The organism is Grimontia sp. AD028 (genome assembly GCF_000973155.1).
Classification (GTDB): domain Bacteria; phylum Pseudomonadota; class Gammaproteobacteria; order Enterobacterales; family Vibrionaceae; genus Enterovibrio; species Enterovibrio indicus.
Genome location: NZ_LASY01000055.1, coordinates 34165 through 56796 on the forward strand (window position 1 = coordinate 34165; position 22632 = coordinate 56796).

A 22632-nucleotide genomic window follows, 5' to 3' on the forward strand; every position below is an offset into this window, starting at 1 on the left:
GAGTGTCCGTATGACGGCGGGTGACGCAATGACATGAATATTAACGCAAACAACCAAAGCTGTCTTTGGCGTTTAAGAAGGAAAAGAGTGGGAAATGAGAAAATGTTTCTGTGGGAACGAAGGAGAAGGGTTAGTTCTCCTCGTCAAAGCCTGCTTCAATGAGCGCAGTAATGGCCTCAAAAGCCTGCTGCGCTTCGGAACCCTCTGCTGAAACTGTGATTTGTTCGCCCTGACTGGAGTCAAGAAGAAGAATGCCCATCACGCTGTCTGCGGTGACGGTTTGTTCATCTTTGGTCAACATCACCTGTGCATCAAAGCTTTGTGCTAATTCGACCAGTTTAACCGCAGCGCGGGCATGCAGCCCTAGACGGTTGCGGATCAATACGTCCTTGCTGAGTTGACTCATACTTGTCCTTCGAGAGTGCGGTGGCGAACCTGAACCTGATGGCCTGTCGCGGCGAAGTAATCGGCAAGGTATTGCGCGATATACACGGAACGGTGCTGACCGCCGGTACAGCCGATAGCAACCGTCAGGTAGCTGCGGTTATTGTTTTCCAGCGCGGGCAGCCAGGACTCAAGGAAGCTTTTGACCTGAGCAATCAGCATAGCGACGTCCTGCTCGCCAGCGAGAAACATTTTCACCGGCTCATCGAGACCCGTAAGTGGACGCAATGCAGGTTCCCAATGTGGATTAGGCAAGAACCGGACATCAAACACGTAATCTGCATCAGATGGCAGGCCATGCTTGAAGCCAAAGGATTCAAACACCATCACCAAATCACGATTGGTGCGGCCCAAAACCAATGAGCGTACCGCTTCACTTAAGTCATGCACTGAGTGTTTAGAGGTGTTGATGACTTTGTCGGCGCGCTCTTTGAGTGGGGTCAGCAGTTGCTTTTCACGCTCAATAGCTTGCTCGAGGGAGAGGTTATCGCGGCTTAGAGGATGAAGGCGTCGGGTCTCACTGAAACGTTTAACGAGCTCTGAGTCGTCAGCATCGAGGAAGAAAATATCAATGTCGACGTCGTTTGGCAGTTTCGCCAGTGTCTGCGCAATTTCGTCAGGATCGGCTGGCATATTGCGGATATCGATACTGACAGCGATAAGGCTGTCTTGATCGTTCTGCGCGGCGATAAACTGCGGCAATAAGTTAACTGGAAGGTTATCAACGCAGTAATAGCCCAGATCCTCCAGTACGCGAAGCGCAACGGACTTTCCGGAGCCTGAACGGCCGCTGACAATTTTAAGCTGCATGATGCGCGTCCCTGAACTGCTTATCCTGTAATTATATCGTAGAGCTCTTGGTCAGAACTTGCATTGCGAAGTTGGCGGCAAACCTGCTTGTCACCGAGCTTCTGTGCAATCAATGAAAGGGTCTTGAGGTGCTCCTTACACTGGTCATCCGGTACCAGCAGGGCAAACAGCAGATCAACAGGTTGGTTGTCGATAGCATCAAACTCGATAGGCTCTGCACACTGAACCAGCACTCCAACGGCATGGTCACTGTTGAAGATACGGCCATGGGGAATGGCAATTCCATTCCCTATGCCCGTACTGCCCATTTTCTCTCGGCCAAGCATACACTCGAACAGCTTTTGCGGGTTTTGATCCAATTGGCTGGCAGCCAGTTCGCTAATCACTTCAAGTGCACGTTTCTTACTTGAACAAAGGACTGCACTTTTGGTGCAGTCCAATTTGAGTACGTCTTTGAGTTCCATGATTAATGGTGATTCATCTTTTCTTTGTGTTTGGTTAACTGTTTAATCAGCTTATCGGTCAGCGAATCGATCGCCGCATACATGTTTTCTGAGTCGGCTTTTGCGTGGATTTCGCCGTTATTCACATGCAGGGTCGCTTCGGCAATCTGCTGCAGTTTTTCGACGTTAAGCACTACATGAACGTTATTGATGTGATCAAAAAAGCGCTCAAGCTTATCAAACTTGGTTGTCACGTAGTCTCGCAGAGCGTCGGTAATTTCAACGTGGTGACCGGTGAGATTGATTTGCATAAACATCTTCCTTTTGGTTGAGACGCCTAGATAAGGCGCTTGCGCTGATTGGACGGTGCAATACCCAGAGACTCACGATATTTTGCTATCGTTCGTCGCGCGACCTGGATCCCTTGCTCCGCCAGCAGTGTGGCAATCTTGCTGTCGCTGAGTGGTTTGGCCGGATTTTCAGCCGCCACCAATTTTTTCACCAGCGCGCGGATTGCCGTAGAGCTGCATTCACCGCCATTGTCTGTGCTGACATGGCTTGAGAAGAAGTATTTCAATTCAAATATGCCACGTGGTGTGTGCATATATTTCTGTGTGGTAACACGGGAGATGGTGGACTCATGCATGTCCACGGCCAGCGCGATATCGTTTAGAACCATCGGCTTCATGGCTTCCTCACCGTATTCGAAGAAATCCTGTTGATGCTCAACAATACAACGCGCCACTTTCAGTAGCGTTTCGTTGCGACTTTCGAGACTTTTGATCAGCCACTTGGCGTCTTGCAAATGACTGCGAATAAATTGGCTGTCTGCAGCGCTGCAACCGTTTTTGGTGAGTGCCGCATACTGCTGGTTAACCTTCAGGCGCGGCACGGCATCCGGGTTGATTTGCACCACCCACTTGCCACGGTCTTTAAACACGGAAACGTCAGGAATCACGTATTCCGCTTCATTGGTAACGATGAGGTTACCCGGACGTGGCTCCAGACTATGGATAAGACGCATCACTTCTTTGAGTTCTGGCTCGCGAAGCTTGGTGTCTTTCATTAATTGGCGATAGTCGCGGTTCGCGAGCAGATTCATGTGCTCACGAAGTACCATTCTTGCTTCTGCCAGCCAAGGCGTATCTTCGGCAAACGCAGCCAGTTGGATCAGCAAACACTCTTGAAGGGATCGGGAAGCGACACCCAGCGGGTCAAACTGCTGAACACGCTTGAGTACGGCCTCGACTTCATCGAGTTCTACTTCACCTTCTTCTGCGCCAAGGCTTTCGAGAATATCTTCCGCAGAAACGGTGAGGTAGCCTTTGTCGTCTACCGCATCAATGATGGCTGTGGCAATGGCGAGATCGACTTCGGTAAATGGGGTGAGTTGGAGCTGCCAGTTGAGGTAATCGTAGAGGGTTTCGGTGGTTTCGCCTTGATAGACGGGCGTGTCATCACCGATGGAAATGCCTGTGCTGCCAGTATTGGCACTATAAAAATCATCCCAGGTGGTGTCGACAGGTAAGTCGTCGTGCATTTCCTGCTGACCCATGGCATCAGAACTGTCCATAGTGTCAGGGCCATCTGTTTCGGACTCTGACGCGGAGGCGCTGACTTTCTCTTCACCCTCAAACTCCTGCGCGCTATCGCCGTCGATATTGTTATCGGCGTATTCGTCTTGCTCGAGGAGTGGATTAGCTTCCAGCGCTTCCTGGATCTCCTGTTGCAAATCAAGCGTCGACAGCTGAAGCAGGCGAATTGCCTGTTGCAGCTGGGGCGTCATTGCAAGTTGTTGGCCAAGCTTGAGCTGAAGCGAGGGTTTCATAGTTATACTGGCACCTTTCCTTTTATCTATTATCAGTGCATATACAGGAGCGATTCGCCAACCGTTCTCCTATAACTATAGCCTGAACTGGTCTCCGAGATAGACTCGTTTTACGTGCTCGTCGTTGAGCACTTCATCAGGTGTGCCGTGGGCAATCAAGTGCCCTTGGCTAACAATATAGGCGTGTTCACAAACACTGAGTGTCTCACGTACGTTGTGATCGGTGATTAATACCCCAAGACCGCGATCGCGAAGATGCTCAATGATCTTCTTGATATCAATGACCGAGATTGGGTCAACACCCGCAAATGGCTCATCAAGAAGAATAAACTTCGGATTAGCTGCCAATGCTCGTGCGATTTCCACGCGGCGGCGTTCACCACCAGACAGCGCCATGCCCATGCTGTTACGGATGTGCTGGATGTTAAACTCATCCAGCAAATCTTCTGCTTTGTCCTGACGCTCTTCTTTGGTCAAATCCGAACGGGTTTGCAATACGGCCATCAGGTTATCGTAAACGCTGAGTTTGCGGAAAATAGATGCTTCTTGAGGCAGATAACCGATACCCATGCGGGAACGGTTGTGCATTGGCTGGATACTGATATCCAAATCGTCGATTTTGATAATGCCTTCATCGCGCGCAACCAGGCCAACAATCATGTAGAAAGAGGTGGTTTTACCGGCGCCGTTTGGGCCAAGCAGTCCGACAATCTCGCCGGACTTCACTTCAAGACTAACATCAGTAACAACCTTACGGCCGTTATAGCTTTTAGCGAGATTTTTAGCGGTGAGAATAGCCATGCAGAGTTAGTTCTTCTCTTGTTTTGACTGTGGCTGCAACACGGTCGTGACGCGACTGCTGTCATCACTTTCTGCAACCAGCAATTGTTTGTCGATGTTGTAGGTGATCTTCTGGCCTTCTACCTGGTTACCACCTTCCTGAGTCAACACGGCATTGCGCTTCATGGTCAGGAAGCTTTTGCCGGTTTCGTAACGAAGGTCGAACGCTTCACCATTGATTTTTTTGCCATCATCCATGGTCTGTTCGAAAGTGGCCGGCTTACCGTAGGCATCGATCACTTCCACACCTTCCTCGCCACTTGGGCGGGTCACGACAACTTTGTCAGCATTCAGACGGATAGAGCCCTGACGCAGATAAACATTGCCCGTGAAAATCACGGTGTTGGTGTTTAGGTCGAGGTTTTGCGAGTCGGAATCAATATAGATTGGCTGCTCGGAATCTGTTGACAGCGCCATCGCAGTGCCTGACAACAGCATCAATACCATGGCAAAAAATTTAGTTCTTTTGTTGTTCATACCTGCTCTTCACTTGGTCAATCAGTTCCATTTGGTGGGAGCCAAAATTGCCTTTTACTCTCTCGCCACGGGTTTGCAGACCCACACCGGTAATTTCAGTTTCTGTGTCTGACCAGAAATCACGGGTGACGAGATCCAGAGTAAGTTCTTCAGTGGTGACAACTTTGATTTGAGCGTCTGGTAACAGGTTAAAAATCCTGACCCGACCCGTCATCACCAGGGTTTTAGTATCTTCAAGAACTGCAAACTCGGAACTGACACGCCACTCTTCCTCTTCCCCGTTACTATATGTCCAAAGTACGGGCTCGTTAAAGTGGGTCTCGTCGAGTTGCTGATAGTTCTCTACATGCACAGATTCAATGCGGTAGCTTCGGATCCCTTGCATGTTGTAAGTGGTGGAGTTGATGTTATCCGCCGTAAACAAGGGCTTTTCAGCATCCGGTGCAACTTGTACCTCTGCTTCCCAGTAATGTTGGGTTAGCAGGTAGTACCCGGCATAACCACAGACGGCGAGAAGGGCAACGATACCAAGGCGTTGCAACATCATATACTGAGCCCTTTATGCGCATCGAGTTCGCCGCGCGCCTCAAGAATCAAATCACAAACTTCACGCACGGCACCGTAACCACCCGGCGTGCGGGTGACCAAATCTGCGCGCTTAGCCAAAAGGGGATGGCCGTCGTTCACACAAACAGACAGGCCGACCTGAGACATGACCGCCCAGTCAATAAGATCGTCACCGATGTAAGCTGTTTGCTCAGTAGGCACGCCTAAGCGGTTGACGAGATCCTCATAAGCTGAGGCTTTGTCACCTTGCCCCTGATAAATATGCTGGATGCCCAAAGCGCCCATACGACGTTCAACGATGGCCGATTTGCGGCCAGTAATGATGGCGATTTGGACACCGGCATTCATCAGCGATTTTACGCCGTAGCCGTCACGGGTATGGAAGGCTTTCAGCTCTTCACCATCATTACCCATGTAAATGCGGCCATCTGAGAACACTCCGTCTACATCGCAAATCAGCAATTTGATGTCACGGGCTCGTTCCACTAATTCAGTAGATACAGGGCCATACAGGGTTTCTGTCATGGGTTGCATTACATCACTCCAGCTTTCAGCAGATCGTGCATATTCAGTGCGCCAATCAGCTTGTCATTATCTGTGACCAGCAATCCGTTGATTTTCTTCTCTTCCATTAGCTTCAGGCCTTCAGCGGCCAGTACATCTGGGCCAATCAGTGTTGGCTTTTTGCCCATTACTTCGCCGATTTCGGTGGTATGGACGTCGATACGCTGATCCAGCAGTCGGCGCAGATCGCCATCGGTAAAAATACCAAGCACAGCGTCGCTGTCGTCAACAACTGCGGTCATGCCAAGGCCTTTGGCAGACATTTCCAATAGCGCATCACGGATGGAGTCGTTTGGCGCAACTTTTGGCAGTTTGTCGCCGGAATGCATGACATCAGCAATACGCATCAATAGCTTGCGACCCAATGCGCCGCCTGGATGGGACAGGGCAAAATCGTCGGCTGTAAAGCCTTTGGCTTGCATCAGTGCTACCGCCAATGCATCACCCATCACGAGGGTTGCTGTGGTGCTGGAAGTGGGAGCAAGTCCAATCGGGCAGGCTTCTTTTGGTACTTTGATACAAAGGTTGATTTGCGCCAGTCGCGCCATGGTTGAAGAAGGATTGCTCGTCATGGTGATGAGCGCAATACCGCGGCGTTTTACCACTGGCAACAGTGTGATGATCTCCGAGGCTTCACCGGAGTTTGAAATCGCCAGAACCACATCACCTTTTTCAATCATGCCCAGATCGCCATGGCTGGCTTCACCAGGGTGAACAAAGAAAGAAGGCGTGCCGGTACTTGCCAGTGTCGCAGCAATCTTGTTACCAATGTGGCCGGATTTCCCCATGCCCATCACAACGACTTTTCCTTTGGCTTCAAGAATAAGCTTGCAGGCGTTATCAAAGTCTTCATTGATGTACTGCTCAAGCTGGACGATGGCGTCCAGCTCAGTTTTCAGTGTTGCAATGCCTGCTTGGCGAAAATCAAAAGTCATAGTCAGTCCGGTTATGCCGCAAGATGCGAGAACAGGTAGCCTTGGTAACCCACGAAGCAAACGAGAAGTGCAATGCCTTCCCAGCGGTTGATAGTACGCGCTTTACCGACTGCAAACAGGAACAGCAATACAGACAGTGCGAGCATGACATAAAAGTCACGATCCATCGCCAACGGGTTAATGGCCGATGGCGCCAGTATACCCGGAATGCCCATTACCGCGAGAATATTGAAGATGTTAGAGCCGATGATGTTGCCCACCGCCAGATCGTCTTCGCCTTTCATCACACCGGCAATCGATGCTGCCAGTTCAGGAAGGCTGGTGCCGACGGCGACGATTGTCAGACCAATCACCAGGTCGCTCATACCAAAGGCTTTTGCAATGATAACGGCAGAATCAACCACCATGTCTGCGCTGAAAATCAGAAGCACCAGACCAACAACAACCCAGATACCCGCGGAAACGTTACTGACGCCTTCAGGAATTTCAGACTCCTGCTCAGCGAGCATAGGATCTTCTTCTCCACTCTCACGGCCAAACTTCATCATCAAAAGCAGGAAGCCCGCAAAAAACACCGCGAGGAGCACACCTTCAAAAAAGCTCAGGTAGTTGTTCCACAAAATAGCGCCTGCCAGCACAGTCACGCCTAACATAAGCGGTAACTCGCGGCGGAGGATGCCGGAACTGATAGCGAGTGGTTTAATCAAAGCTGTTACACCCAAAATCAGGGCGATGTTGGCAATGTTTGAACCGAGCACATTACCCACTGCGGTGTCGGTTTTCCCGCTTAATGCTGCGGTTGCCGACACTACCATTTCTGGCGCAGAGCTTCCCATGGCCAGAATAGTCATACCGATGACGAGTGGAGAAATGCCCACATTACGGGCGATAGCGGCTGCTCCGTAGACCAGTCTGTCAGCACTCCATACCAACAAACACAAGCCCACGACGAGAATGGCGGTCGCTTCAAACATTTAGATACCTTCAGAATTAGCTGGGGCTAAGAACAATACAAAAGGGCAATTTTGACCGCTAATTGAGTAAAAGTGAAGGAAAAGGACGGATGAGTTTCAGCAAGCTTCTCTTTATTCGCCAGACAGTGAGGTATCTTCCAGCGTGTAGCCTCGTCTTTGATTCACAAAATAATAAAAAACCATACAAAATAAAGGTAAAAATGAGCGACCGTTTCTAGCCTAAAGTGAGTGATCTTAATTCCAGTGGATGCATATAGGAAAAGACAGCGAATGTCTGAGAATTGATAGTTTTCTAATAAAGATTTTGCAAATGAATGGTGTACAATTACTTGTTTTGCCATTGTCTCACCTCTATGATCGGGCAATTAACGCTCAAGGATAACAACGTCAAAGGGCCTTGATGAGTACTATAAACCTGGTTGAAGTGAACAACCTGACTTTTTCGCGTGGCGAGAGAGTGATTTTTGACAATGTCAGCCTTACTGTTCCCGTTGGAAAAGTAACGGCAATCATGGGGCCGTCTGGTATCGGTAAGACAACCCTGTTGAGACTGATTGGCGGGCAACTTCAGCCAGAAAATGGCACCATCGAATTCGCTGGTCAAAACATTCCTACACTGTCGAGAAGCAAGCTTTACGATGTGCGCAAGCGCATGAGCATGCTTTTCCAGTCCGGCGCGCTGTTCACTGACATGACGGTTTTTGATAATGTTGCGTTCCCCCTTCGTGAACACACTGAGCTTTCCGAGTCTCTAATCAAAACCATTGTGCTGCTTAAGCTCGAGGCAGTTGGCCTGCGTGGCGCCGCCGATTTGATGCCAAGCAGTCTTTCTGGTGGCATGGCAAGGCGAGCGGCGTTGGCTCGTGCGATTGCACTCGATCCCGAACTGATTATGTTCGATGAACCCTTTGTGGGTCAGGACCCGATCACTATGGGTGTCTTGGTTTCCCTTATCCGCAATCTCAATCAGGCACTGGGTTTGACTTCTATTGTGGTCTCTCACGATGTGCCTGAAGTGATGAGCATTGCGGATCATGTCTATTTGCTGGCCGATGGCAAGATCATCGCATCGGGCTCTCCGCAGTCTTTACGTGACAATCCTGATCCCCGAGTCAGTCAGTTTCTTCAAGGCGATGCTGATGGTCCTGTGCCGTTTCGTTACCCGGCCAAAGATATCAAACAGGAGCTTTTCTCGTGATTGTAAGCATGGTGCAGGCAATCGGCGCCCGCGCGATGGCGGTGTCCCAGACCATGGGACGTGCGACCTTTGTGCTGCTAGGTGCGCTGATCGGCAAACCTCAACCAAGAAAAATGTTCCCGTTGTTGCTGACCCAGATTTATTCCGTGGGTGTGCGCTCACTGGCGATCATCATGGTGTCAGGTCTCTTTATTGGCATGGTATTGAGCCTACAGGGCTATCTGGTACTGGCCGACTTTGGCGCGGAAAGTTCTCTTGGGCAAATGGTAGCGTTGTCGCTACTACGGGAGCTTGGCCCGGTCGTGACTGCACTCTTATTCGCGGGCCGCGCAGGCTCAGCGTTGACGGCAGAAATCGGCTTAATGAAAGCAACAGAACAGCTTTCAAGCCTTGAAATGATGGCAGTTGATCCGCTCCGCCGTGTGGTTGCACCACGTTTTTGGGCGGGTGTTATCTCCATGCCGCTTCTGGCGATGATTTTTATGATGGTGGGCATCTGGGGCGGACAGCTCGTAGGTGTCGACTGGAAAGGTATTGATTACGGCAGCTACTGGGCGGTGATGCAATCATCCGTTGAGCTGGGTTACGACATTGGACAGTCTTTTATTAAGAGTCTGGTGTTTGCCATTACCGTGACCTGGATTGCTTTGTTTAATGGTTACGATGCGATCCCTACCTCAGAAGGGATCAGCCGAGCCACTACACGTACCGTCGTGCATTCGTCTTTAGCAGTGTTGGGATTGGATTTTGTCCTCACGGCACTGATGTTTGGGAGCTAATTAAATGCAACAAAACCGAAAAACAGAATTTTGGGTAGGCACATTTGTTATAGCCGGTATTGCCGCAGTGCTGCTGCTCATTTTTCAGGTCGCGGATGTCAAAAGCTTTTCGCGTTCTGAACACTACTCGCTCGAAGCGCATTTCGACAACATTGGTGGTTTGAAAGTTCGCTCTCCAGTGAAAGTGGGCGGCGTTGTGGTGGGTCGTGTTAGTAACATCGCTCTGACGGCGCCGGATTATATTCCGACCGTGACGATGGACATTGAGCGCAAATATGGCTATTTCCCAGAAACCAGCTCGGCGGCGATTCTGACGTCAGGGCTTCTGGGTGAGCAGTACATTGGTATTCGCCCTGGCTTTCTGGATGAGGATATTGATGTCCTTCAGGATGGCGACTTGTTGGAAGATACACGCTCAGCGATGGTATTAGAGGACTTGATTGGTCAGTTCCTTTACAGCGTCGGTGGGTCTGAGGAGTAAAAGTCATGAAAAAGTGGTTTGTTACGCTTTTCGCAGCGCTGACTGTTGCGATTTCATCGGTCTCTTTTGCGGCCCCAATTGATGCGAAAGACCCGTATCTTCTGATCAATAGTGTGGCGGAAAACGCGTTTAGTCGCTTGAAAGCCGATAAAGATCAGTACATCGAAAACCCAGAGCTTTTGCGCGTTGTTGTCAAAGAGGAGTTGATGCCATATATCAATGTCCGTTACGCCGCACTGAAAGTGCTGGGCCCACAGGCGCGTAAAGCCAGCAAAGAAGAACGAGACCTTTTCACTGAAGCTTTCTATGACTATCTCGTTGCATCGTATGCCCAGATCTTGACGCAATATACCGACCAGGAAATCAATGTGGAACCAGCTAAGAAAATAGATGCCAAACGTAAAGTGGTGTCTGTCCGCGTTGATATTCTGGACAAAGCCCGCCCACCAATCCGTCTGGATTTTGCCCTGCGTAAAAACGGCAAAACGGAAGAGTGGCAAGGCTTTGATGTACAGGTTGAAGGTGTGAGTATGCTGGACACCAAAACCAGCGAATGGAGCGGTGAACTTCGTCGTAATGGCATCGAAGACGTCGCCAAACAACTGATTGAACGCGCGAAAGCGCCTATTACCCGTGATGAGAGCGCATCGTGAGTGAAGCATTATCACTTCAGCAACTCACAAATGGGCATTACTGCTTGTCAGGAGAGCTTGATCGTGACACAGTTCCAGCATTTTGGAGCCGCCGCGCCGATTGGCTGCCGTCAGACAAGCAGGTTGTACTCGATCTGTCTTCGTTAAAACGTGTCGATTCGGCGGGTATGGCAATGTTGCTCCACTTGCAGCAAGAACTCAACGACAGACAACAAACCCTGATGTTGAGTAACACTCCTTCGCAGCTTAGCGTCTTGCTGCAGCTGAGCAACGTGGAAAGTCTTTTTACTGATGAAAGTGCATCGGTTGACGGGGAATAGTTGTGGAACCTACTGAAATCAAAGCCATTCTAGAGCAAGCTCTAACGCTGGAAGAAATCCATGTAAAAGGTGACGGCAGTCACTTCGAAGTGATCGCAGTTGGCGATATGTTCGATGGCATGTCACGCGTGAAGAAACAGCAGACTATTTATGGCCCACTGATGGAACACATCAGAACCAATGCAATCCATGCTCTTAGCATCAAAGCGCTGACCCCAACTGAGTGGGCGCGCGACAAAAAACTGATGCAACCGCTATAAGTTCACGAGGAACAGCATGCAAAAATTCCGTGTCCACGGTGGTGGCCCACTGCGTGGTGAAGTCACAATTTCAGGTGCCAAGAATGCGGCACTGCCTATTTTGTTTGCCGCGCTGCTGGCTGAAGAGCCTGTAGAAGTCGCGAACGTTCCTAAATTGCGTGATATCGACACCACCATGGAGTTGTTATCACGTTTGGGTGCCAAAGTATCCCGCAACGGTTCTGTTCACGTTGATGCCAGTAACATTAACGAATTCTGTGCACCTTACGATCTGGTGAAAACCATGCGTGCATCTATTTGGGCGTTAGGCCCACTGGTTGCCCGTTTTGGTAAAGGTGAAGTGTCATTGCCGGGCGGTTGTGCCATCGGCGCACGTCCGGTTGACCTGCATATTCATGGTCTGGAGCAACTTGGCGCGACCATTACACTGGACGAAGGTTACGTGAAAGCCCATGTTGATGGCCGCCTGCAAGGTGCGCACATCGTTATGGATAAAGTCAGTGTTGGCGCAACAGTGACCATCATGTCTGCGGCAACGCTGGCAGAAGGTACCACAGTGATTGAAAATGCAGCGCGTGAACCTGAGATTGTGGACTGTGCGAAGTTCCTGAACACACTGGGTGCGAAAATCACTGGTGCAGGTACTGACGCTATCACAATTGAAGGTGTTGAGCGCTTGGGCGGTGGTTATCATGAAGTGGTTGCTGACCGTATCGAAACTGGCACATTCTTAGTCGGAGCGGCGGTATCTGGCGGTAAGGTGATGTGTCATAACACCTCACCAAAATTGATGGAAGCGGTGCTGGCTAAGCTGGAAGAAGCGGGTGCGCTGGTGGAAAGTGGTGAAGACTGGATTTCGCTGGACATGACAGATCGCGAGCTGAAAGCAGTGAATATCCGTACGGCTCCACATCCGGGTTTCCCAACCGATATGCAGGCGCAATTTACACTGCTCAACCTGATGGCGAAAGGCACCGGTATCATCACAGAAACGATTTTTGAGAACCGTTTCATGCATGTGCCAGAGCTGCAACGCATGGGGGCTCACGCTGAAATCGAAGGTAACACTGTGGTTTGTGGTGATTGCGATGGTCTGAGTGGTGCTCAGGTGATGGCAACTGACCTGCGTGCTTCTGCGAGCCTTGTGATTGCTGGTGCGATTGCAAAAGGTGAAACTATCGTTGACCGTATTTATCATATCGATCGTGGTTACGAGCACATCGAAGATAAGCTTAAAAAGCTGGGTGTCAGCATTGAACGTTTCAGTGACTAATTGCTGATAGCAATAGATGAAGAGAAGGCCACTTAAGAAGTGGCCTTTTTTGTTTTTTTTTGAACGGGTGGGTAGTGTGTCTACTGAAGTTTTTCTTCGCCAATCGTGACTATGACATCAATAGGTTGACCGTTTCTGATCACCTTGAAAGGGACTTTTGTGCCAGGGCGGATATCAACCACGATATCCAGGGCATTGCGGACACTGCTAACAGGCTTTTCGTTTATCGCGATTATCAGATCGTTGACCTTAAGTCCCGATTTTTCCGCAGGCCCATTCGGGTCCATGCTTCCCACCATCACGCCGCTTAATTGCTCCGCATCAAGGAGCCTTGCCATTACAGGGTTCACTTCGCGTCCTTCCACACCAATGTAGCCGCGGATAACCCGACCATCAGCGATCAGTTTCTGCATAATCTTCAATGTGAGGGAGTAAGGAATAGCAAAAGAAATGCCATAGGTATCTACATCGGTGGCTTGCTGGAATGATGCGGTATTGATACCGACTAACTCGCCCCGGCTGTTGACCAAGGCTCCGCCAGAGTTACCTTTGTTGATCGCCGCATCGGTTTGCAGGAAGTCCTGCTGGCGGTTAAAGCTCATTCCCGCACGACCTGTTGCGGAGATGATGCCGAAGGTCGTCGTTTGACCAAGGTTGTAGGGGTTTCCTATAGCAAGTACCACGTCACCGACGGCAGGTTCATAGCTATCGTTAAATGGGATCACAGGCAGGCTATCTAGCTCAATCTTCAATACCGCCAAGTCGGTACGTTGATCTTTACCTACCAGTTGCGCAGTACTGATACGGCCATCCTGCAACGCAACAATGATTTGGTCAGCTCTGGCGACGACATGGTAGTTGGTCACAATGTAGCCTTTGTCGCTCATAATGACGCCGGATCCAAGCCCTTCGGCATTGAGCTGCAAGCGGTTTTCTGCGCTATAACGGCGGGTGTAGATGTTCACAACGGCAGGGGAGGCACGTCGGACAGCATAGTTATAGGAAATCAGGTTGTTGTTGGCTTCAAACGTGGCAAGTGTCGCTTCAGGCAACAGCTGGGAACTTCGTAACGAAGGAATGGCAATAAGCAGCACAGCAGCGACCAAAACGCCGTACACCACAGAACGTGCTAAAAAAGCCAGCATGCAATTCCCCATAAAACCGCGAAATATAAAGCATTGAGAATACCACTGAATGGTCTGTATGAGTAGCTGACAAGGCCGAATAAAGAAAGAGCCTGACACTGTCAGGCTCCTGATTTGAAACGCTTTGAGTAAAGCGTTTGCTTAGCGGATCACCAGATACATGGTAGATTCGCCGCGCAGAATGTTAAGTGCCAACACAGACGGTTTGCTCTCAAGTTGCTTGCGCAGATCGCCAAGGTTTTTCACTTTGTTTCGGTTCAGCCCAACGATCACGTCGTCCTGCTTTAAGCCATAGCGGGCGGCGATAGAGTCTTTTTCGACACTTGAAACGCGAACCCCGGACACTTTGCCTTCTTTATAGTTTTCCAGCTCAGCGCCTTTCAGGGCTTCATGCAGGGTTTCCGCATTGGCTTTGGCAAGGCTGGCTTCTTTCAGCTTAGCGGTAACTATTTTCTCTTTACCGTCACGAATAATGCCAAGCTTCACGTCTTTGCCCGCGCCCAGCGTCGCGATTTTTGCGCGAAGTTCACCGAAGCTGCGAATTTCTTTACCGTTTACGGAAACGATAATGTCACCGGCTTCGATACCTGCTTTTTCTGCGGCCGAGTCAGGTACGATTTGGCTGACAAAAGCGCCATGGTTTGTTTCATAACCAAATGCTTCTGCGAGCTCTGATGTCAGTTCGCCACCTTGCACGCCCAGCACGCCGCGTTTCACTTCACCAAATTCAAGGATTTGGTCGACGAGGTTTTTCGCCATGTTCACGGGAATGGCAAAGCCAATACCGACATTACCGCCGTTCGGACCGAGAATAGCGGTGTTAATGCCGACCAGTTCACCATTCAGGTTAACCAGCGCTCCACCGGAGTTACCGCTGTTGATCGCCGCATCAGTCTGGATGAAGTTTTCAAAATTTTCGACATTCAAACCACTGCGGCCCAGTGCTGAAATGATGCCTGAAGTGACGGTCTGACCAAGACCAAATGGGTTACCAATCGCAATGGCGAAATCCCCAACACGCAGTGCATCTGAATCAGCAAGCTTGATTTCAGTCAGATCATCCGCTTTTTCCAGCTTGAGCAATGCGACGTCAGACATGCCATCGCTGCCGATAAGCTCCGCATCGTATTCGCGGCCATCGTGCAATTGAACACGGATTTTATCTGCACCATCAATCACATGATGGTTAGTGATCACATACCCTTTGTCTGCGTCAATAATGACACCCGATCCCAAGCCACGGAATGGACGCTCTCTGACTTGTTCAGAAGGAAAGTCCGGGCCAAAGAAGAAACGGAAAGATTCAGGAATGCGTTGTTTTGATGTGTGGCTGCCTTCCACAGCAATACTGACGACTGCTGGGCTCACAGCTTCAAGCATAGGCGCAAGGCTAGGCAGACTCTCACCGGCAACCGCGGCTGGTAATGCTGCAGTTGTCGGCAAGGCTGTCATGGTTGTACTAACGGCAAGTGCAATCGCACTTAAAGTAAGCAAAGACTTCTTTTTCATAAACACACTCCCCTCTATAGGTACGTTTTAAGAGTGGGGGTGGGTCAAAAAAGTTCAATGCCCCGTTATTTGATATTTGTGATCGAGTTAACTCGCTTTGCTGGTTTCTTTTTGGTCTTTCAGCAAACCTGACGCGCCATCAGAATAGTCGCGAGGCGGCTCTTGAGAAGGTTCTTGCTCTTCAGTCACTTCCGACAGTTTGCTGATGCGTTTTGCAAAAGGATTGTCCTGCTCAGGCAAATTCGGCATTAATTCTGCTGAAGTGTTGGCCATGTGTTGATACAGCTTACTGTAATCGCGGGAAATGTTGTCGAGCAGCTCTGCGCTCTGCGCGAAGTGGTCTACCAACTCCTGACGATACTGTTCCAATTCATAGCGCGACTTCTCTAACTCTTTTTTCAGATCTTTTTGTTGAGAATTATCACGCATTGTCAGGCGGGCAATAATGAAGCCAATGACAATACCAATGATCACAAATACCAGCGTGTTGATCCAAGCCATAAGTGCTCCTTAACTTATTCCAACCGGTTGGATAAATTGCAGTTTTTTTGCCGATGAAATGGCAATCAAAAGAAAACTACAAACCCCTTAATACTCTTGGTTTACTATACATGCCAAGATAGACGCATGGTACTATTGATTTTGAGAACGCCACGGGTGCAAGTGAGAGCTAGGTTCAAGGATGACACCACTAGAGCAATACCATAACGACTTACAAAGACCGGACTTTTTTGAAGATGCTTCCCAACGCAATGCGGTTGAGAAACTGGAAGATCTTTATCATCGCCTGATAAAGAGGGCGCATGCGCCGGTTGAAAAACAAGGCTTTCTGGAATCCCTGTTTAAGAAGAAAACGCCAGTGAAAGCACCGGAAAAGGGTCTTTACTTCTGGGGTGGTGTTGGCCGTGGGAAAACTTATCTCGTTGATACCTTCTTCGAAAGCCTGCCGTTTGATAAGAAACTGCGGATGCACTTTCACCGCTTTATGCACCGTGTCCATCACGAGTTGAAGCTCCTTGATGGCGAGCAGGATCCTTTGCAGAAGATTGCCGATAAGCTCGCCGATGAAGCCCATATTCTTTGTTTTGATGAGTTTTTCGTTTCTGATATTACAGATGCGATGATATTAGGGACGCTGATGGAAGCTTTGTTTGAGCGTGGGATCTGTCTGGTGGCAACGTCAAATATTGTTCCAGATGAACTCTACCGAAACGGCTTGCAACGTGCTCGATTCCTTCCTGCCATCGCCCTTATTAATCAGCATTGCGAAGTGGTGAACGTTGATGCGGGCACGGATTATCGCTTACGAACGTTGGAGCAGGCAGAGATCTTTCATTTTCCTTTAGATGAAGCTGCAGGCGAAAACCTCAAAGAGTACTTCTATAAGCTGGCCACCGAGCCATGTCATGAATCACTGGAAATCGAAATTAACAACCGAAAGCTGATCGCCGAGCGTGAAGCCGAAGGGGTAGTTCACTTTGAATTCGCCACGTTATGCGATAGTCCACGTAGCCAATCTGACTATATAGAGATAGCTCGCCTTTACCACACGGTTTTACTGGCAAACGTACCGCAAATGGGCCTCTCAAAGGATGATGCTGCGCGTCGATTTATCGCGATGGTCGATGAATTCTACGAAAGACACGTGAAACTTATCATTTCAGCTGAAGTTGCCTTGAATTCACTGTACACAGATGGGCGCTTGTCATTCGAATTTAGGCGCTGCATTTCGCGTTTGAAGGAGATGCAAAGCCATGATTACTTGGCTTTGGAGCATCTTCCATAACCAGTCTTGCGGTAATGACAGTATTGATAAAAATCCAATGGAGAAAAAGTCAGGACTTTTTTTGAAAAAAAGGTGATTTTTTCTCCACCCTTCCTTATAATCCTGCGACCCACCGTTACTGTTGAAAGGCTTCGGCCGAGGGAACCACCACTCGAAGGGGTGCTGAATGGGCTCTTAACAGTGGGAGCGAGAGCTCCTTAAGTGAAATCTAAATTTATCGGGTAATTATTAGCATGAAAACATTCGTTGCTAAACCAGAAACTGTAAAACGCGACTGGTACATTGTAGACGCAGAAGGTAAAACTCTGGGTCGTATCGCAACTGAAATCGCATCTCGTCTGCGTGGTAAGCACAAGCCGGAGTACACTCCGCACGTTGACACTGGTGACTACATCGTAGTTATCAACGCGGAAAAAGTTAAAGTAACTGGCGCGAAAACTACTGACAAGATGTACTACCACCACTCTGGTTTCATGGGTGGCATCAAGTCAATCAGCTTCGACAAACTGATCGCTAAGAAACCAGAAATGGTTATCGAGCTTGCTGTTAAAGGTATGCTACCACGCGGTCCTCTAGGTCGTGCAATGTACCGTAAACTGAAAGTTTACGCGGGCGCAGAGCACAAGCACGCGGCACAACAACCGCAAGTACTGGACATCTAAGGGGACTTCAAAATGGCAGAACAATACTACGGCACAGGTCGTCGCAAAAGCTCCGCAGCTCGTGTATTCATCAAGCCGGGCAGCGGTAACATCGTAATCAACAAGCGTTCTCTGGAAACCTACTTCGGTCGTCCAACCGCTCGCATGGTTGTTATGCAACCTCTTGAGCTGGTAGAAATGACTGAGAAGCTGGACCTGTACATCACCGTTGCTGGTGGTGGTATCTCTGGTCAAGCAGGTGCAATCCGCCACGGTATCACCCGTGCGCTGATGGAATACGATGAGACTCTGCGTCCTGCACTGCGCGCAGCTGGCTTCGTTACTCGTGACGCACGTCGCGTTGAACGTAAGAAAGTTGGTCTGCGTAAAGCACGTCGTCGTCCACAATTCTCTAAGCGTTAATTCGCTTCCGGATTATCCGGGAATTATGGTCCAAAAAGCCTGGCTTATGCCGGGCTTTTTATTACCTCCATTCAGGCATTTATCCCTCCCGTCAATGCGCGAACTGTGCGCTTGTCCCCAATTTCCTCATTTTGATATTTCCGCAAATTTTTTCTTTTTTGGCAGTTAGTTAAAAAAACGGTGTATACCTCACATTTGTTACAAAAAGGTAGCTTTATCTTGTCAAAAAGTGGGGTTTTCCTTATCATTTAGGCGACGTATTAATAGGTTTTTGTTGGACAAACCACCCGTTTCTACGCAATAAGAATACTTAATTTGAGTTAGCCGTACGCTCCAGGGACGCATAAGGAAAGTTATAAGAATCCATGCGGGAGCACATGGGAGAATGTTGGATGAGCAATGCGCCAGTGAATTCCGGCCGACGTCGTTTCCTGACTCTATCAACCGCTGTGGTTGGTGGTGTGGGTGCAGCAGCAGTCGCTGTACCTTTTATCAAGTCATGGAACCCTAGCGCCAAAGCAAAGGCTGCCGGTGCCCCGGTCGAAGTCGATGTGAGTAAGATTGAAGAAGGTCAGTTAGTCAGGGTTATTTGGCAGGGCAAGCCGGTCTGGGTTGTTCGCCGTAGTGAGCAGACGCTGGAAACGTTGAATGAGATTGGTGAGCAACTTCGCGACCCTGAATCTCTCGAACCACAGCAACCTGAATATGTTGTTAACGCCTACCGTTCAGTAAAACCTGAAATTTTTGTTGCTGTTGGTCTGTGTACCCACCTGGGTTGTTCGCCAACGTATCTGCCTGATAGCTTTGGTGAGCAGGTTGAAGGGGTTTCTTCTGGTTTCTTCTGCCCTTGCCACGGCTCTAAGTTTGATATGGCTGGCCGTGTATTTAAGAGTGTGCCAGCGCCACTTAATCTGGTTGTTCCACCTTACACGTACCTTAACGATAACCGTATTTTGGTTGGCGCAGATGAGGGGACAGCGTAATGGAAAACTTGATTAACTGGTTCGAGAAACGCCTTCCAGCGATGAATGCTTATAAAAAGCATTTGTCTGAATACCCAATGCCGAAAAACTTTAACTTCTGGTACCTGTTTGGCTCTTTGGCCATGCTGGTATTGGTCAATCAGCTTTTAACCGGCATTTGGCTGACCATGAGCTATAACCCTTCTGCAGAAGGTGCTTTTGCGTCAATTGAATATATTATGCGAGATGTGGAATACGGATGGCTGCTGCGCTACATGCACTCCACCGGTGCTTCTGCGTTCTTCGTGGTCGTTTATCTGCACATGTTCCGTGGTCTGATTTATGGTTCGTACCAGAAGCCACGCGAGCTTCTGTGGATTTTCGGTATGTTGATCTTCCTGGCACTGATGGCGGAAGCTTTCATGGGCTACCTGCTGCCATGGGGTCAGATGTCTTATTGGGGCGCACAGGTAATCATTTCCCTGTTTGGTGCGATTCCGGTTATCGGTGACGACCTGACATTGTGGATTCGTGGTGACTACGTTCTGTCTGGTGCAACACTGAACCGTTTCTTTGCGCTTCATGTTGTTGCTTTACCTATCGTTATTCTGCTGCTGGTTGTGCTGCACATTCTGGCGCTGCACGAAGTGGGTTCAAACAACCCGGATGGTATTGAGACCAAGTTGCCTAAGGGCACTAAAGGTGAAGGTTACGAAACCCAGTTCCCATTCCACGAGTACTACACCAAGAAGTACGACATCATCGATTCTGTGCCTTTCCACCCTTACGGTACGGTGAAAGATCTGATTGGTGTGGGTCTGTTCGGTATTCTGTTTGCTTACGTTATCTTCTTCAATCCAGAGATGGGCGGTTACTTCCTTGAGCCACCTAACTTTGAAGCAGCTAACCCGCTGAAGACACCAGAGCACATTGCGCCAGTGTGGTACTTCACCCCATTCTACGCCATCCTCCGTGCAGTTCCTGACAAACTGTTGGGTGTTGTAATGATGGGCCTCTCCATCGCTGTTCTGTTCCTGCTGCCATGGCTGGATCGCTGTAAGGTACGTTCTTACCGTTACCGCAGCAAAATCCACCTGGCAAACATTGCGCAGTTTACTGTTTCGTTCATTGCGCTGGGTATTCTGGGTGCGCTGCCAGCAACCCCAACTTATACCCTGTTGGCACAGATCTTTAGCTTTGGTTACTTCATGTTCTTCGTCGCGCTGTTCTTCTACAGTAAAAACGAAGCGACGAAACCATTACCGGAGAGGGTGAACTACAAATGAAGAAGTGGATTGTAATGCTGTTTGCTCTGCTGCCTTCTCTGGCGATGGCGGCGGGTCCAAGCATTCCATTGGATGCAGCAAACAACGATTTGTCAGATAAAGCATCATTGCAAAACGGTGCCAAGCTTTTCATGAACTACTGTTTTGGCTGTCATGCCACTCAGTACCAGCGCTATGAGCGTATCTCAGAAGACTTGGATATCCCGAAAGAACTGATGCTGGAAAATCTGGTTTTTGACAGCAATGCGAAAATCGGTGATCTGGTGACCAATGCGATGACCGCAGAAGATGGTGCGACCTTCTTTGGTGGCCCTGCACCAGACCTAACGTTGGTTGCTCGTGTTCGTGGTACAGACTGGATTTACACTTACCTGCGTTCTTTCTACCAAGATGACTCTCGTCCGTTTGGTGTGAACAACTCAGTGTTCCCTAGCGTGGGTATGCCTCACGTATTGGAAGAGCTTCAAGGTACACCTGTTAAGCAGTACAAAACGGTACTGGTTGATGGTGAACAGGTTCAGGAGTTCATCGGTATCGAATCATTGGGTAACGGTGAGCTGAGCCCTGAAGAGTACGACGACGCAGTTCGTGACTTGGTCAACTTCCTTGAGTACTCAGGTGAGCCTAATAAGCTTGAGCGTCAGCAAATGGGTTACTGGGTGATTGGCTTTATGGTCATTTTCCTCATCCTAGCCATTTTGCTCAAGAAAGAGTATTGGCGTGACGTTCACTGATCGGTTAATCTAGTGAGTTGCTGATCCACAATGGGAGCAGGTGCTCCCATTGTTTTTTCTATAGATGAAACATTCTGGAGGGGTTAATGGCTGTTGCTGCCAATAAACGCTCGGTGATGACGTTGTATTCAGACGCATCAGACATGTATAGCCATCAGGTTCGCATCGTTCTGGCAGAGAAAGGTGTGACATACGAGATTGAGCTTGTTGATCCAAATAACCTGCCAGAGGATTTACTCGATCTGAATCCGTATAACTCGGTTCCGACTCTGGTTGACCGTGAGTTGGCGTTGTATAACGCAAACATCATCATGGAATACCTGGATGAGCGTTTCCCACATCCTCCGCTGATGCCGGTTTACCCGGTAGCACGTGGTAACAGCCGTCTGATGATGTACCGCATCGAACGTAACTGGTACACACTGGCTGAGAAAATTGAAAAAGGCAATGCAGAAGACGCTGACAAAGCGCGTCGTCAACTGCGTGAAGAGCTGTTGGCTCTGGCACCAGTTTTTGCTGAGTATCCTTTCTTCATGAGCGAAGAGTTTAGCTTGGTTGATTGCTACCTGGCTCCGCTGCTGTGGCGTTTGCCGGTAATGGGCATCGAACTGAGCGGTCCTGGCGCTAAAGAAGTGAAAACTTACATGGCGCGCGTATTTGAGCGTGATTCATTCCTGGCTTCTCTGACTGAAGCTGAGCGTGAGATGCGTCTGGCGCAATAATGAGCGACATCAATCTCAAGCCTCGACGCCCGTATCTGTTACGGGCGTTTTACGACTGGTTACTCGACAACGATCTGACGCCACATCTGGTTGTGGATGCAACCATGCCCTACGTGAATGTACCTTTTGAGTACGTACAGGATGGACAGATCGTATTGAACGTTGCACCGCGTGCGGTTGGCAACCTTGAATTGGGTAATGACGAAGTCAGTTTCAATGCACGATTCGGTGGTCGACCGATGCTGGTGACTGTGCCTATGTATGCTGTGATGGCAATTTATGCACGTGAAAATGGTGCTGGCACCATGTTCGATCCAGAGCCAGCATACGATGAAGAGCTGGAGCGTATTGAATCTGAACCAGAACTCAATGCTGTCGAGGAAGTGCAGGAAGATGTGGAAACTGTTGTGGAGACTGAGGAGCCAACTTCAGAGCCAGAGCAGAAACCGAAAGGTCGTCCGACACTGACTGTCGTCAAATAAAAAAAGCAGCCTAGGCTGCTTTTTTCATGTCTGAATCCAGGGGATGTTGACCTTTGGTGGTTAAATTTTGTTCTATCCCTAAGCGTTTTAGGCGCG

The 22632-nt window shown here is 49.3% G+C and carries 29 protein-coding genes; 15 read left to right on the forward strand and 14 right to left on the reverse strand.

Annotated elements, in window-relative coordinates; all coding sequences use genetic code 11:
• Positions 1 to 130 precede the first annotated feature (130 nt).
• The 11 genes from RN22_RS12955 to RN22_RS13005 form a co-directional block, all read right to left on the reverse strand.
• Positions 131 to 406: an HPr family phosphocarrier protein gene (locus tag RN22_RS12955; protein ID WP_046304882.1), complete on the reverse strand. Its 276-nt coding sequence runs from the start codon at positions 404 to 406 to the stop codon at positions 131 to 133.
• Positions 403 to 1254: an RNase adapter RapZ gene (rapZ, locus tag RN22_RS12960; RefSeq protein ID WP_002537298.1), complete on the reverse strand. Its 852-nt coding sequence runs from the start codon at positions 1252 to 1254 to the stop codon at positions 403 to 405. The genes RN22_RS12955 and rapZ overlap by 4 nt, the downstream gene beginning before the upstream one ends.
• 20 nt (positions 1255 to 1274) lie before the next feature.
• Positions 1275 to 1718, reverse strand: a complete 444-nt coding sequence (gene ptsN, locus RN22_RS12965; protein ID WP_002537300.1) for a PTS IIA-like nitrogen regulatory protein PtsN — start codon at positions 1716 to 1718, stop codon at positions 1275 to 1277.
• Between the two features lie 2 nt (positions 1719 to 1720).
• On the reverse strand, positions 1721 to 2008 hold the full coding sequence (gene hpf, locus RN22_RS12970; protein ID WP_002537302.1) for a ribosome hibernation promoting factor: 288 nt from the start codon (positions 2006 to 2008) through the stop codon (positions 1721 to 1723).
• A gap of 26 nt (positions 2009 to 2034) precedes the next feature.
• Positions 2035 to 3525, reverse strand: a complete 1491-nt coding sequence (locus tag RN22_RS12975) for an RNA polymerase factor sigma-54 (protein WP_046304884.1) — start codon at positions 3523 to 3525, stop codon at positions 2035 to 2037.
• A 75-nt stretch (positions 3526 to 3600) separates the two neighbouring features.
• The gene (gene lptB / locus RN22_RS12980) at positions 3601 to 4326 is read right to left on the reverse strand and encodes an LPS export ABC transporter ATP-binding protein (protein ID WP_002537305.1); all 726 of its coding nucleotides are present in this window, start codon (positions 4324 to 4326) and stop codon (positions 3601 to 3603) included.
• Between the two features lie 6 nt (positions 4327 to 4332).
• A complete protein-coding gene (gene lptA, locus RN22_RS12985) occupies positions 4333 to 4842 on the reverse strand; it encodes a lipopolysaccharide transport periplasmic protein LptA (RefSeq protein ID WP_002537307.1) in 510 nt (169 codons plus the stop codon).
• A complete protein-coding gene (gene lptC / locus RN22_RS12990) occupies positions 4823 to 5389 on the reverse strand; it encodes an LPS export ABC transporter periplasmic protein LptC (protein WP_046304886.1) in 567 nt (188 codons plus the stop codon). The genes lptA and lptC overlap by 20 nt, the downstream gene beginning before the upstream one ends.
• Complete coding sequence (kdsC, locus tag RN22_RS12995) at positions 5386 to 5943, reverse strand: 3-deoxy-manno-octulosonate-8-phosphatase KdsC (RefSeq protein ID WP_046304888.1); 558 nt, start codon at positions 5941 to 5943, stop codon at positions 5386 to 5388. The genes lptC and kdsC overlap by 4 nt, the downstream gene beginning before the upstream one ends.
• Positions 5943 to 6914, reverse strand: coding sequence for a KpsF/GutQ family sugar-phosphate isomerase (locus RN22_RS13000; protein WP_369700100.1), 972 nt, complete (start codon positions 6912 to 6914; stop codon positions 5943 to 5945). Before RN22_RS13000 ends, kdsC begins: the two co-directional genes overlap by 1 nt.
• A gap of 5 nt (positions 6915 to 6919) precedes the next feature.
• Positions 6920 to 7882, reverse strand: coding sequence for a calcium/sodium antiporter (locus tag RN22_RS13005; protein WP_002537311.1), 963 nt, complete (start codon positions 7880 to 7882; stop codon positions 6920 to 6922).
• A 400-nt stretch (positions 7883 to 8282) separates the two neighbouring features.
• On the opposite strand from RN22_RS13005, the gene mlaF reads away from it, so the two are divergent.
• Genes mlaF through murA form a run of 7 tightly spaced genes read left to right on the forward strand, consistent with a single transcriptional unit; the run spans position 8283 to position 12846 of the window.
• Entirely contained in the window at positions 8283 to 9080 is a 798-nt protein-coding gene (gene mlaF / locus RN22_RS13010) for a phospholipid ABC transporter ATP-binding protein MlaF (RefSeq protein ID WP_046304891.1), read from the forward strand.
• Between the two features lie 8 nt (positions 9081 to 9088).
• Positions 9089 to 9859 carry a lipid asymmetry maintenance ABC transporter permease subunit MlaE gene (gene mlaE / locus RN22_RS13015; protein ID WP_192815500.1) on the forward strand — a complete coding sequence of 257 codons (771 nt, stop codon included), beginning with the start codon at positions 9089 to 9091 and terminating at the stop codon, positions 9857 to 9859.
• Between the two features lie 4 nt (positions 9860 to 9863).
• Positions 9864 to 10340, forward strand: coding sequence for an outer membrane lipid asymmetry maintenance protein MlaD (gene mlaD, locus RN22_RS13020; RefSeq protein ID WP_002537314.1), 477 nt, complete (start codon positions 9864 to 9866; stop codon positions 10338 to 10340).
• Positions 10341 to 10345: 5 nt separating this feature from the next.
• Entirely contained in the window at positions 10346 to 10993 is a 648-nt protein-coding gene (gene mlaC / locus RN22_RS13025; protein ID WP_046304893.1) for a phospholipid-binding protein MlaC, read from the forward strand.
• Positions 10990 to 11313 (forward strand): lipid asymmetry maintenance protein MlaB, encoded by a 324-nt coding sequence (locus RN22_RS13030; RefSeq protein ID WP_046304895.1) that lies wholly within the window; start codon positions 10990 to 10992, stop codon positions 11311 to 11313. Before mlaC ends, RN22_RS13030 begins: the two co-directional genes overlap by 4 nt.
• A 2-nt stretch (positions 11314 to 11315) precedes the next feature.
• Positions 11316 to 11573, forward strand: a complete 258-nt coding sequence (ibaG, locus tag RN22_RS13035; protein ID WP_002537320.1) for a BolA family iron metabolism protein IbaG — start codon at positions 11316 to 11318, stop codon at positions 11571 to 11573.
• A 16-nt stretch (positions 11574 to 11589) separates the two neighbouring features.
• Positions 11590 to 12846, forward strand: a complete 1257-nt coding sequence (gene murA, locus RN22_RS13040) for a UDP-N-acetylglucosamine 1-carboxyvinyltransferase (RefSeq protein WP_002537322.1) — start codon at positions 11590 to 11592, stop codon at positions 12844 to 12846.
• An 80-nt stretch (positions 12847 to 12926) separates the two neighbouring features.
• Here the strand turns inward: murA and degS are convergent, their stop codons facing one another.
• The 3 genes from degS to zapG form a co-directional block, all read right to left on the reverse strand.
• On the reverse strand, positions 12927 to 13991 hold the full coding sequence (degS, locus tag RN22_RS13045) for an outer membrane-stress sensor serine endopeptidase DegS (protein ID WP_002537324.1): 1065 nt from the start codon (positions 13989 to 13991) through the stop codon (positions 12927 to 12929).
• Between the two features lie 141 nt (positions 13992 to 14132).
• The gene (locus RN22_RS13050) at positions 14133 to 15500 is read right to left on the reverse strand and encodes a Do family serine endopeptidase (RefSeq protein ID WP_002537327.1); all 1368 of its coding nucleotides are present in this window, start codon (positions 15498 to 15500) and stop codon (positions 14133 to 14135) included.
• An 87-nt stretch (positions 15501 to 15587) separates the two neighbouring features.
• Positions 15588 to 16001: a Z-ring associated protein ZapG gene (gene zapG / locus RN22_RS13055; RefSeq protein ID WP_002537329.1), complete on the reverse strand. Its 414-nt coding sequence runs from the start codon at positions 15999 to 16001 to the stop codon at positions 15588 to 15590.
• A gap of 181 nt (positions 16002 to 16182) precedes the next feature.
• On the opposite strand from zapG, the gene zapE reads away from it, so the two are divergent.
• The 8 genes from zapE (at position 16183) to sspB (ending at position 22536) form a co-directional block, all read left to right on the forward strand.
• A complete protein-coding gene (gene zapE / locus RN22_RS13060; protein WP_046304897.1) occupies positions 16183 to 17286 on the forward strand; it encodes a cell division protein ZapE in 1104 nt (367 codons plus the stop codon).
• Positions 17287 to 17519: 233 nt separating this feature from the next.
• Positions 17520 to 17948 (forward strand): 50S ribosomal protein L13, encoded by a 429-nt coding sequence (gene rplM / locus RN22_RS13065; RefSeq protein WP_002537332.1) that lies wholly within the window; start codon positions 17520 to 17522, stop codon positions 17946 to 17948.
• A gap of 12 nt (positions 17949 to 17960) precedes the next feature.
• Complete coding sequence (rpsI, locus tag RN22_RS13070; RefSeq protein WP_002537334.1) at positions 17961 to 18350, forward strand: 30S ribosomal protein S9; 390 nt, start codon at positions 17961 to 17963, stop codon at positions 18348 to 18350.
• Between the two features lie 392 nt (positions 18351 to 18742).
• Positions 18743 to 19333 carry a ubiquinol-cytochrome c reductase iron-sulfur subunit gene (gene petA / locus RN22_RS13075; protein ID WP_002537336.1) on the forward strand — a complete coding sequence of 197 codons (591 nt, stop codon included), beginning with the start codon at positions 18743 to 18745 and terminating at the stop codon, positions 19331 to 19333.
• Positions 19333 to 20598, forward strand: a complete 1266-nt coding sequence (locus RN22_RS13080; RefSeq protein WP_002537338.1) for a cytochrome bc complex cytochrome b subunit — start codon at positions 19333 to 19335, stop codon at positions 20596 to 20598. The genes petA and RN22_RS13080 overlap by 1 nt, the downstream gene beginning before the upstream one ends.
• The gene (locus tag RN22_RS13085; protein ID WP_002537340.1) at positions 20595 to 21332 is read left to right on the forward strand and encodes a cytochrome c1; all 738 of its coding nucleotides are present in this window, start codon (positions 20595 to 20597) and stop codon (positions 21330 to 21332) included. The genes RN22_RS13080 and RN22_RS13085 overlap by 4 nt, the downstream gene beginning before the upstream one ends.
• A gap of 86 nt (positions 21333 to 21418) precedes the next feature.
• On the forward strand, positions 21419 to 22054 hold the full coding sequence (gene sspA, locus RN22_RS13090) for a stringent starvation protein SspA (RefSeq protein WP_046304901.1): 636 nt from the start codon (positions 21419 to 21421) through the stop codon (positions 22052 to 22054).
• Positions 22054 to 22536 carry a ClpXP protease specificity-enhancing factor gene (sspB, locus tag RN22_RS13095; RefSeq protein ID WP_046304903.1) on the forward strand — a complete coding sequence of 161 codons (483 nt, stop codon included), beginning with the start codon at positions 22054 to 22056 and terminating at the stop codon, positions 22534 to 22536. The genes sspA and sspB overlap by 1 nt, the downstream gene beginning before the upstream one ends.
• Positions 22537 to 22632 lie beyond the last annotated feature (96 nt).

What these genes read in the sequence shown, in the direction of transcription:
- mlaE (WP_192815500.1), top strand. Translation starts at nt 9,089, where the DNA reads ATGGTGCAGGCAATCGGCGCCCGCGCGATGGCGGTGTCCCAGACCATG.
- RN22_RS13005 (WP_002537311.1), bottom strand. Translation starts at nt 7,882, where the DNA reads ATGTTTGAAGCGACCGCCATTCTCGTCGTGGGCTTGTGTTTGTTGGTA.
- sspB (WP_046304903.1), top strand. Translation starts at nt 22,054, where the DNA reads ATGAGCGACATCAATCTCAAGCCTCGACGCCCGTATCTGTTACGGGCG.
- lptB (WP_002537305.1), bottom strand. Translation starts at nt 4,326, where the DNA reads ATGGCTATTCTCACCGCTAAAAATCTCGCTAAAAGCTATAACGGCCGT.
- mlaD (WP_002537314.1), top strand. Translation starts at nt 9,864, where the DNA reads ATGCAACAAAACCGAAAAACAGAATTTTGGGTAGGCACATTTGTTATA.
- mlaF (WP_046304891.1), top strand. Translation starts at nt 8,283, where the DNA reads ATGAGTACTATAAACCTGGTTGAAGTGAACAACCTGACTTTTTCGCGT.
- mlaC (WP_046304893.1), top strand. Translation starts at nt 10,346, where the DNA reads ATGAAAAAGTGGTTTGTTACGCTTTTCGCAGCGCTGACTGTTGCGATT.
- kdsC (WP_046304888.1), bottom strand. Translation starts at nt 5,943, where the DNA reads ATGCAACCCATGACAGAAACCCTGTATGGCCCTGTATCTACTGAATTA.
- hpf (WP_002537302.1), bottom strand. Translation starts at nt 2,008, where the DNA reads ATGCAAATCAATCTCACCGGTCACCACGTTGAAATTACCGACGCTCTG.
- zapG (WP_002537329.1), bottom strand. Translation starts at nt 16,001, where the DNA reads ATGGCTTGGATCAACACGCTGGTATTTGTGATCATTGGTATTGTCATT.
- RN22_RS12975 (WP_046304884.1), bottom strand. Translation starts at nt 3,525, where the DNA reads ATGAAACCCTCGCTTCAGCTCAAGCTTGGCCAACAACTTGCAATGACG.
- sspA (WP_046304901.1), top strand. Translation starts at nt 21,419, where the DNA reads ATGGCTGTTGCTGCCAATAAACGCTCGGTGATGACGTTGTATTCAGAC.
- RN22_RS13080 (WP_002537338.1), top strand. Translation starts at nt 19,333, where the DNA reads ATGGAAAACTTGATTAACTGGTTCGAGAAACGCCTTCCAGCGATGAAT.
- rpsI (WP_002537334.1), top strand. Translation starts at nt 17,961, where the DNA reads ATGGCAGAACAATACTACGGCACAGGTCGTCGCAAAAGCTCCGCAGCT.
- zapE (WP_046304897.1), top strand. Translation starts at nt 16,183, where the DNA reads ATGACACCACTAGAGCAATACCATAACGACTTACAAAGACCGGACTTT.
- ptsN (WP_002537300.1), bottom strand. Translation starts at nt 1,718, where the DNA reads ATGGAACTCAAAGACGTACTCAAATTGGACTGCACCAAAAGTGCAGTC.
- lptC (WP_046304886.1), bottom strand. Translation starts at nt 5,389, where the DNA reads ATGATGTTGCAACGCCTTGGTATCGTTGCCCTTCTCGCCGTCTGTGGT.
- RN22_RS12955 (WP_046304882.1), bottom strand. Translation starts at nt 406, where the DNA reads ATGAGTCAACTCAGCAAGGACGTATTGATCCGCAACCGTCTAGGGCTG.
- rplM (WP_002537332.1), top strand. Translation starts at nt 17,520, where the DNA reads ATGAAAACATTCGTTGCTAAACCAGAAACTGTAAAACGCGACTGGTAC.
- RN22_RS13050 (WP_002537327.1), bottom strand. Translation starts at nt 15,500, where the DNA reads ATGAAAAAGAAGTCTTTGCTTACTTTAAGTGCGATTGCACTTGCCGTT.
- petA (WP_002537336.1), top strand. Translation starts at nt 18,743, where the DNA reads ATGAGCAATGCGCCAGTGAATTCCGGCCGACGTCGTTTCCTGACTCTA.
- RN22_RS13085 (WP_002537340.1), top strand. Translation starts at nt 20,595, where the DNA reads ATGAAGAAGTGGATTGTAATGCTGTTTGCTCTGCTGCCTTCTCTGGCG.
- murA (WP_002537322.1), top strand. Translation starts at nt 11,590, where the DNA reads ATGCAAAAATTCCGTGTCCACGGTGGTGGCCCACTGCGTGGTGAAGTC.
- degS (WP_002537324.1), bottom strand. Translation starts at nt 13,991, where the DNA reads ATGCTGGCTTTTTTAGCACGTTCTGTGGTGTACGGCGTTTTGGTCGCT.
- rapZ (WP_002537298.1), bottom strand. Translation starts at nt 1,254, where the DNA reads ATGCAGCTTAAAATTGTCAGCGGCCGTTCAGGCTCCGGAAAGTCCGTT.
- lptA (WP_002537307.1), bottom strand. Translation starts at nt 4,842, where the DNA reads ATGAACAACAAAAGAACTAAATTTTTTGCCATGGTATTGATGCTGTTG.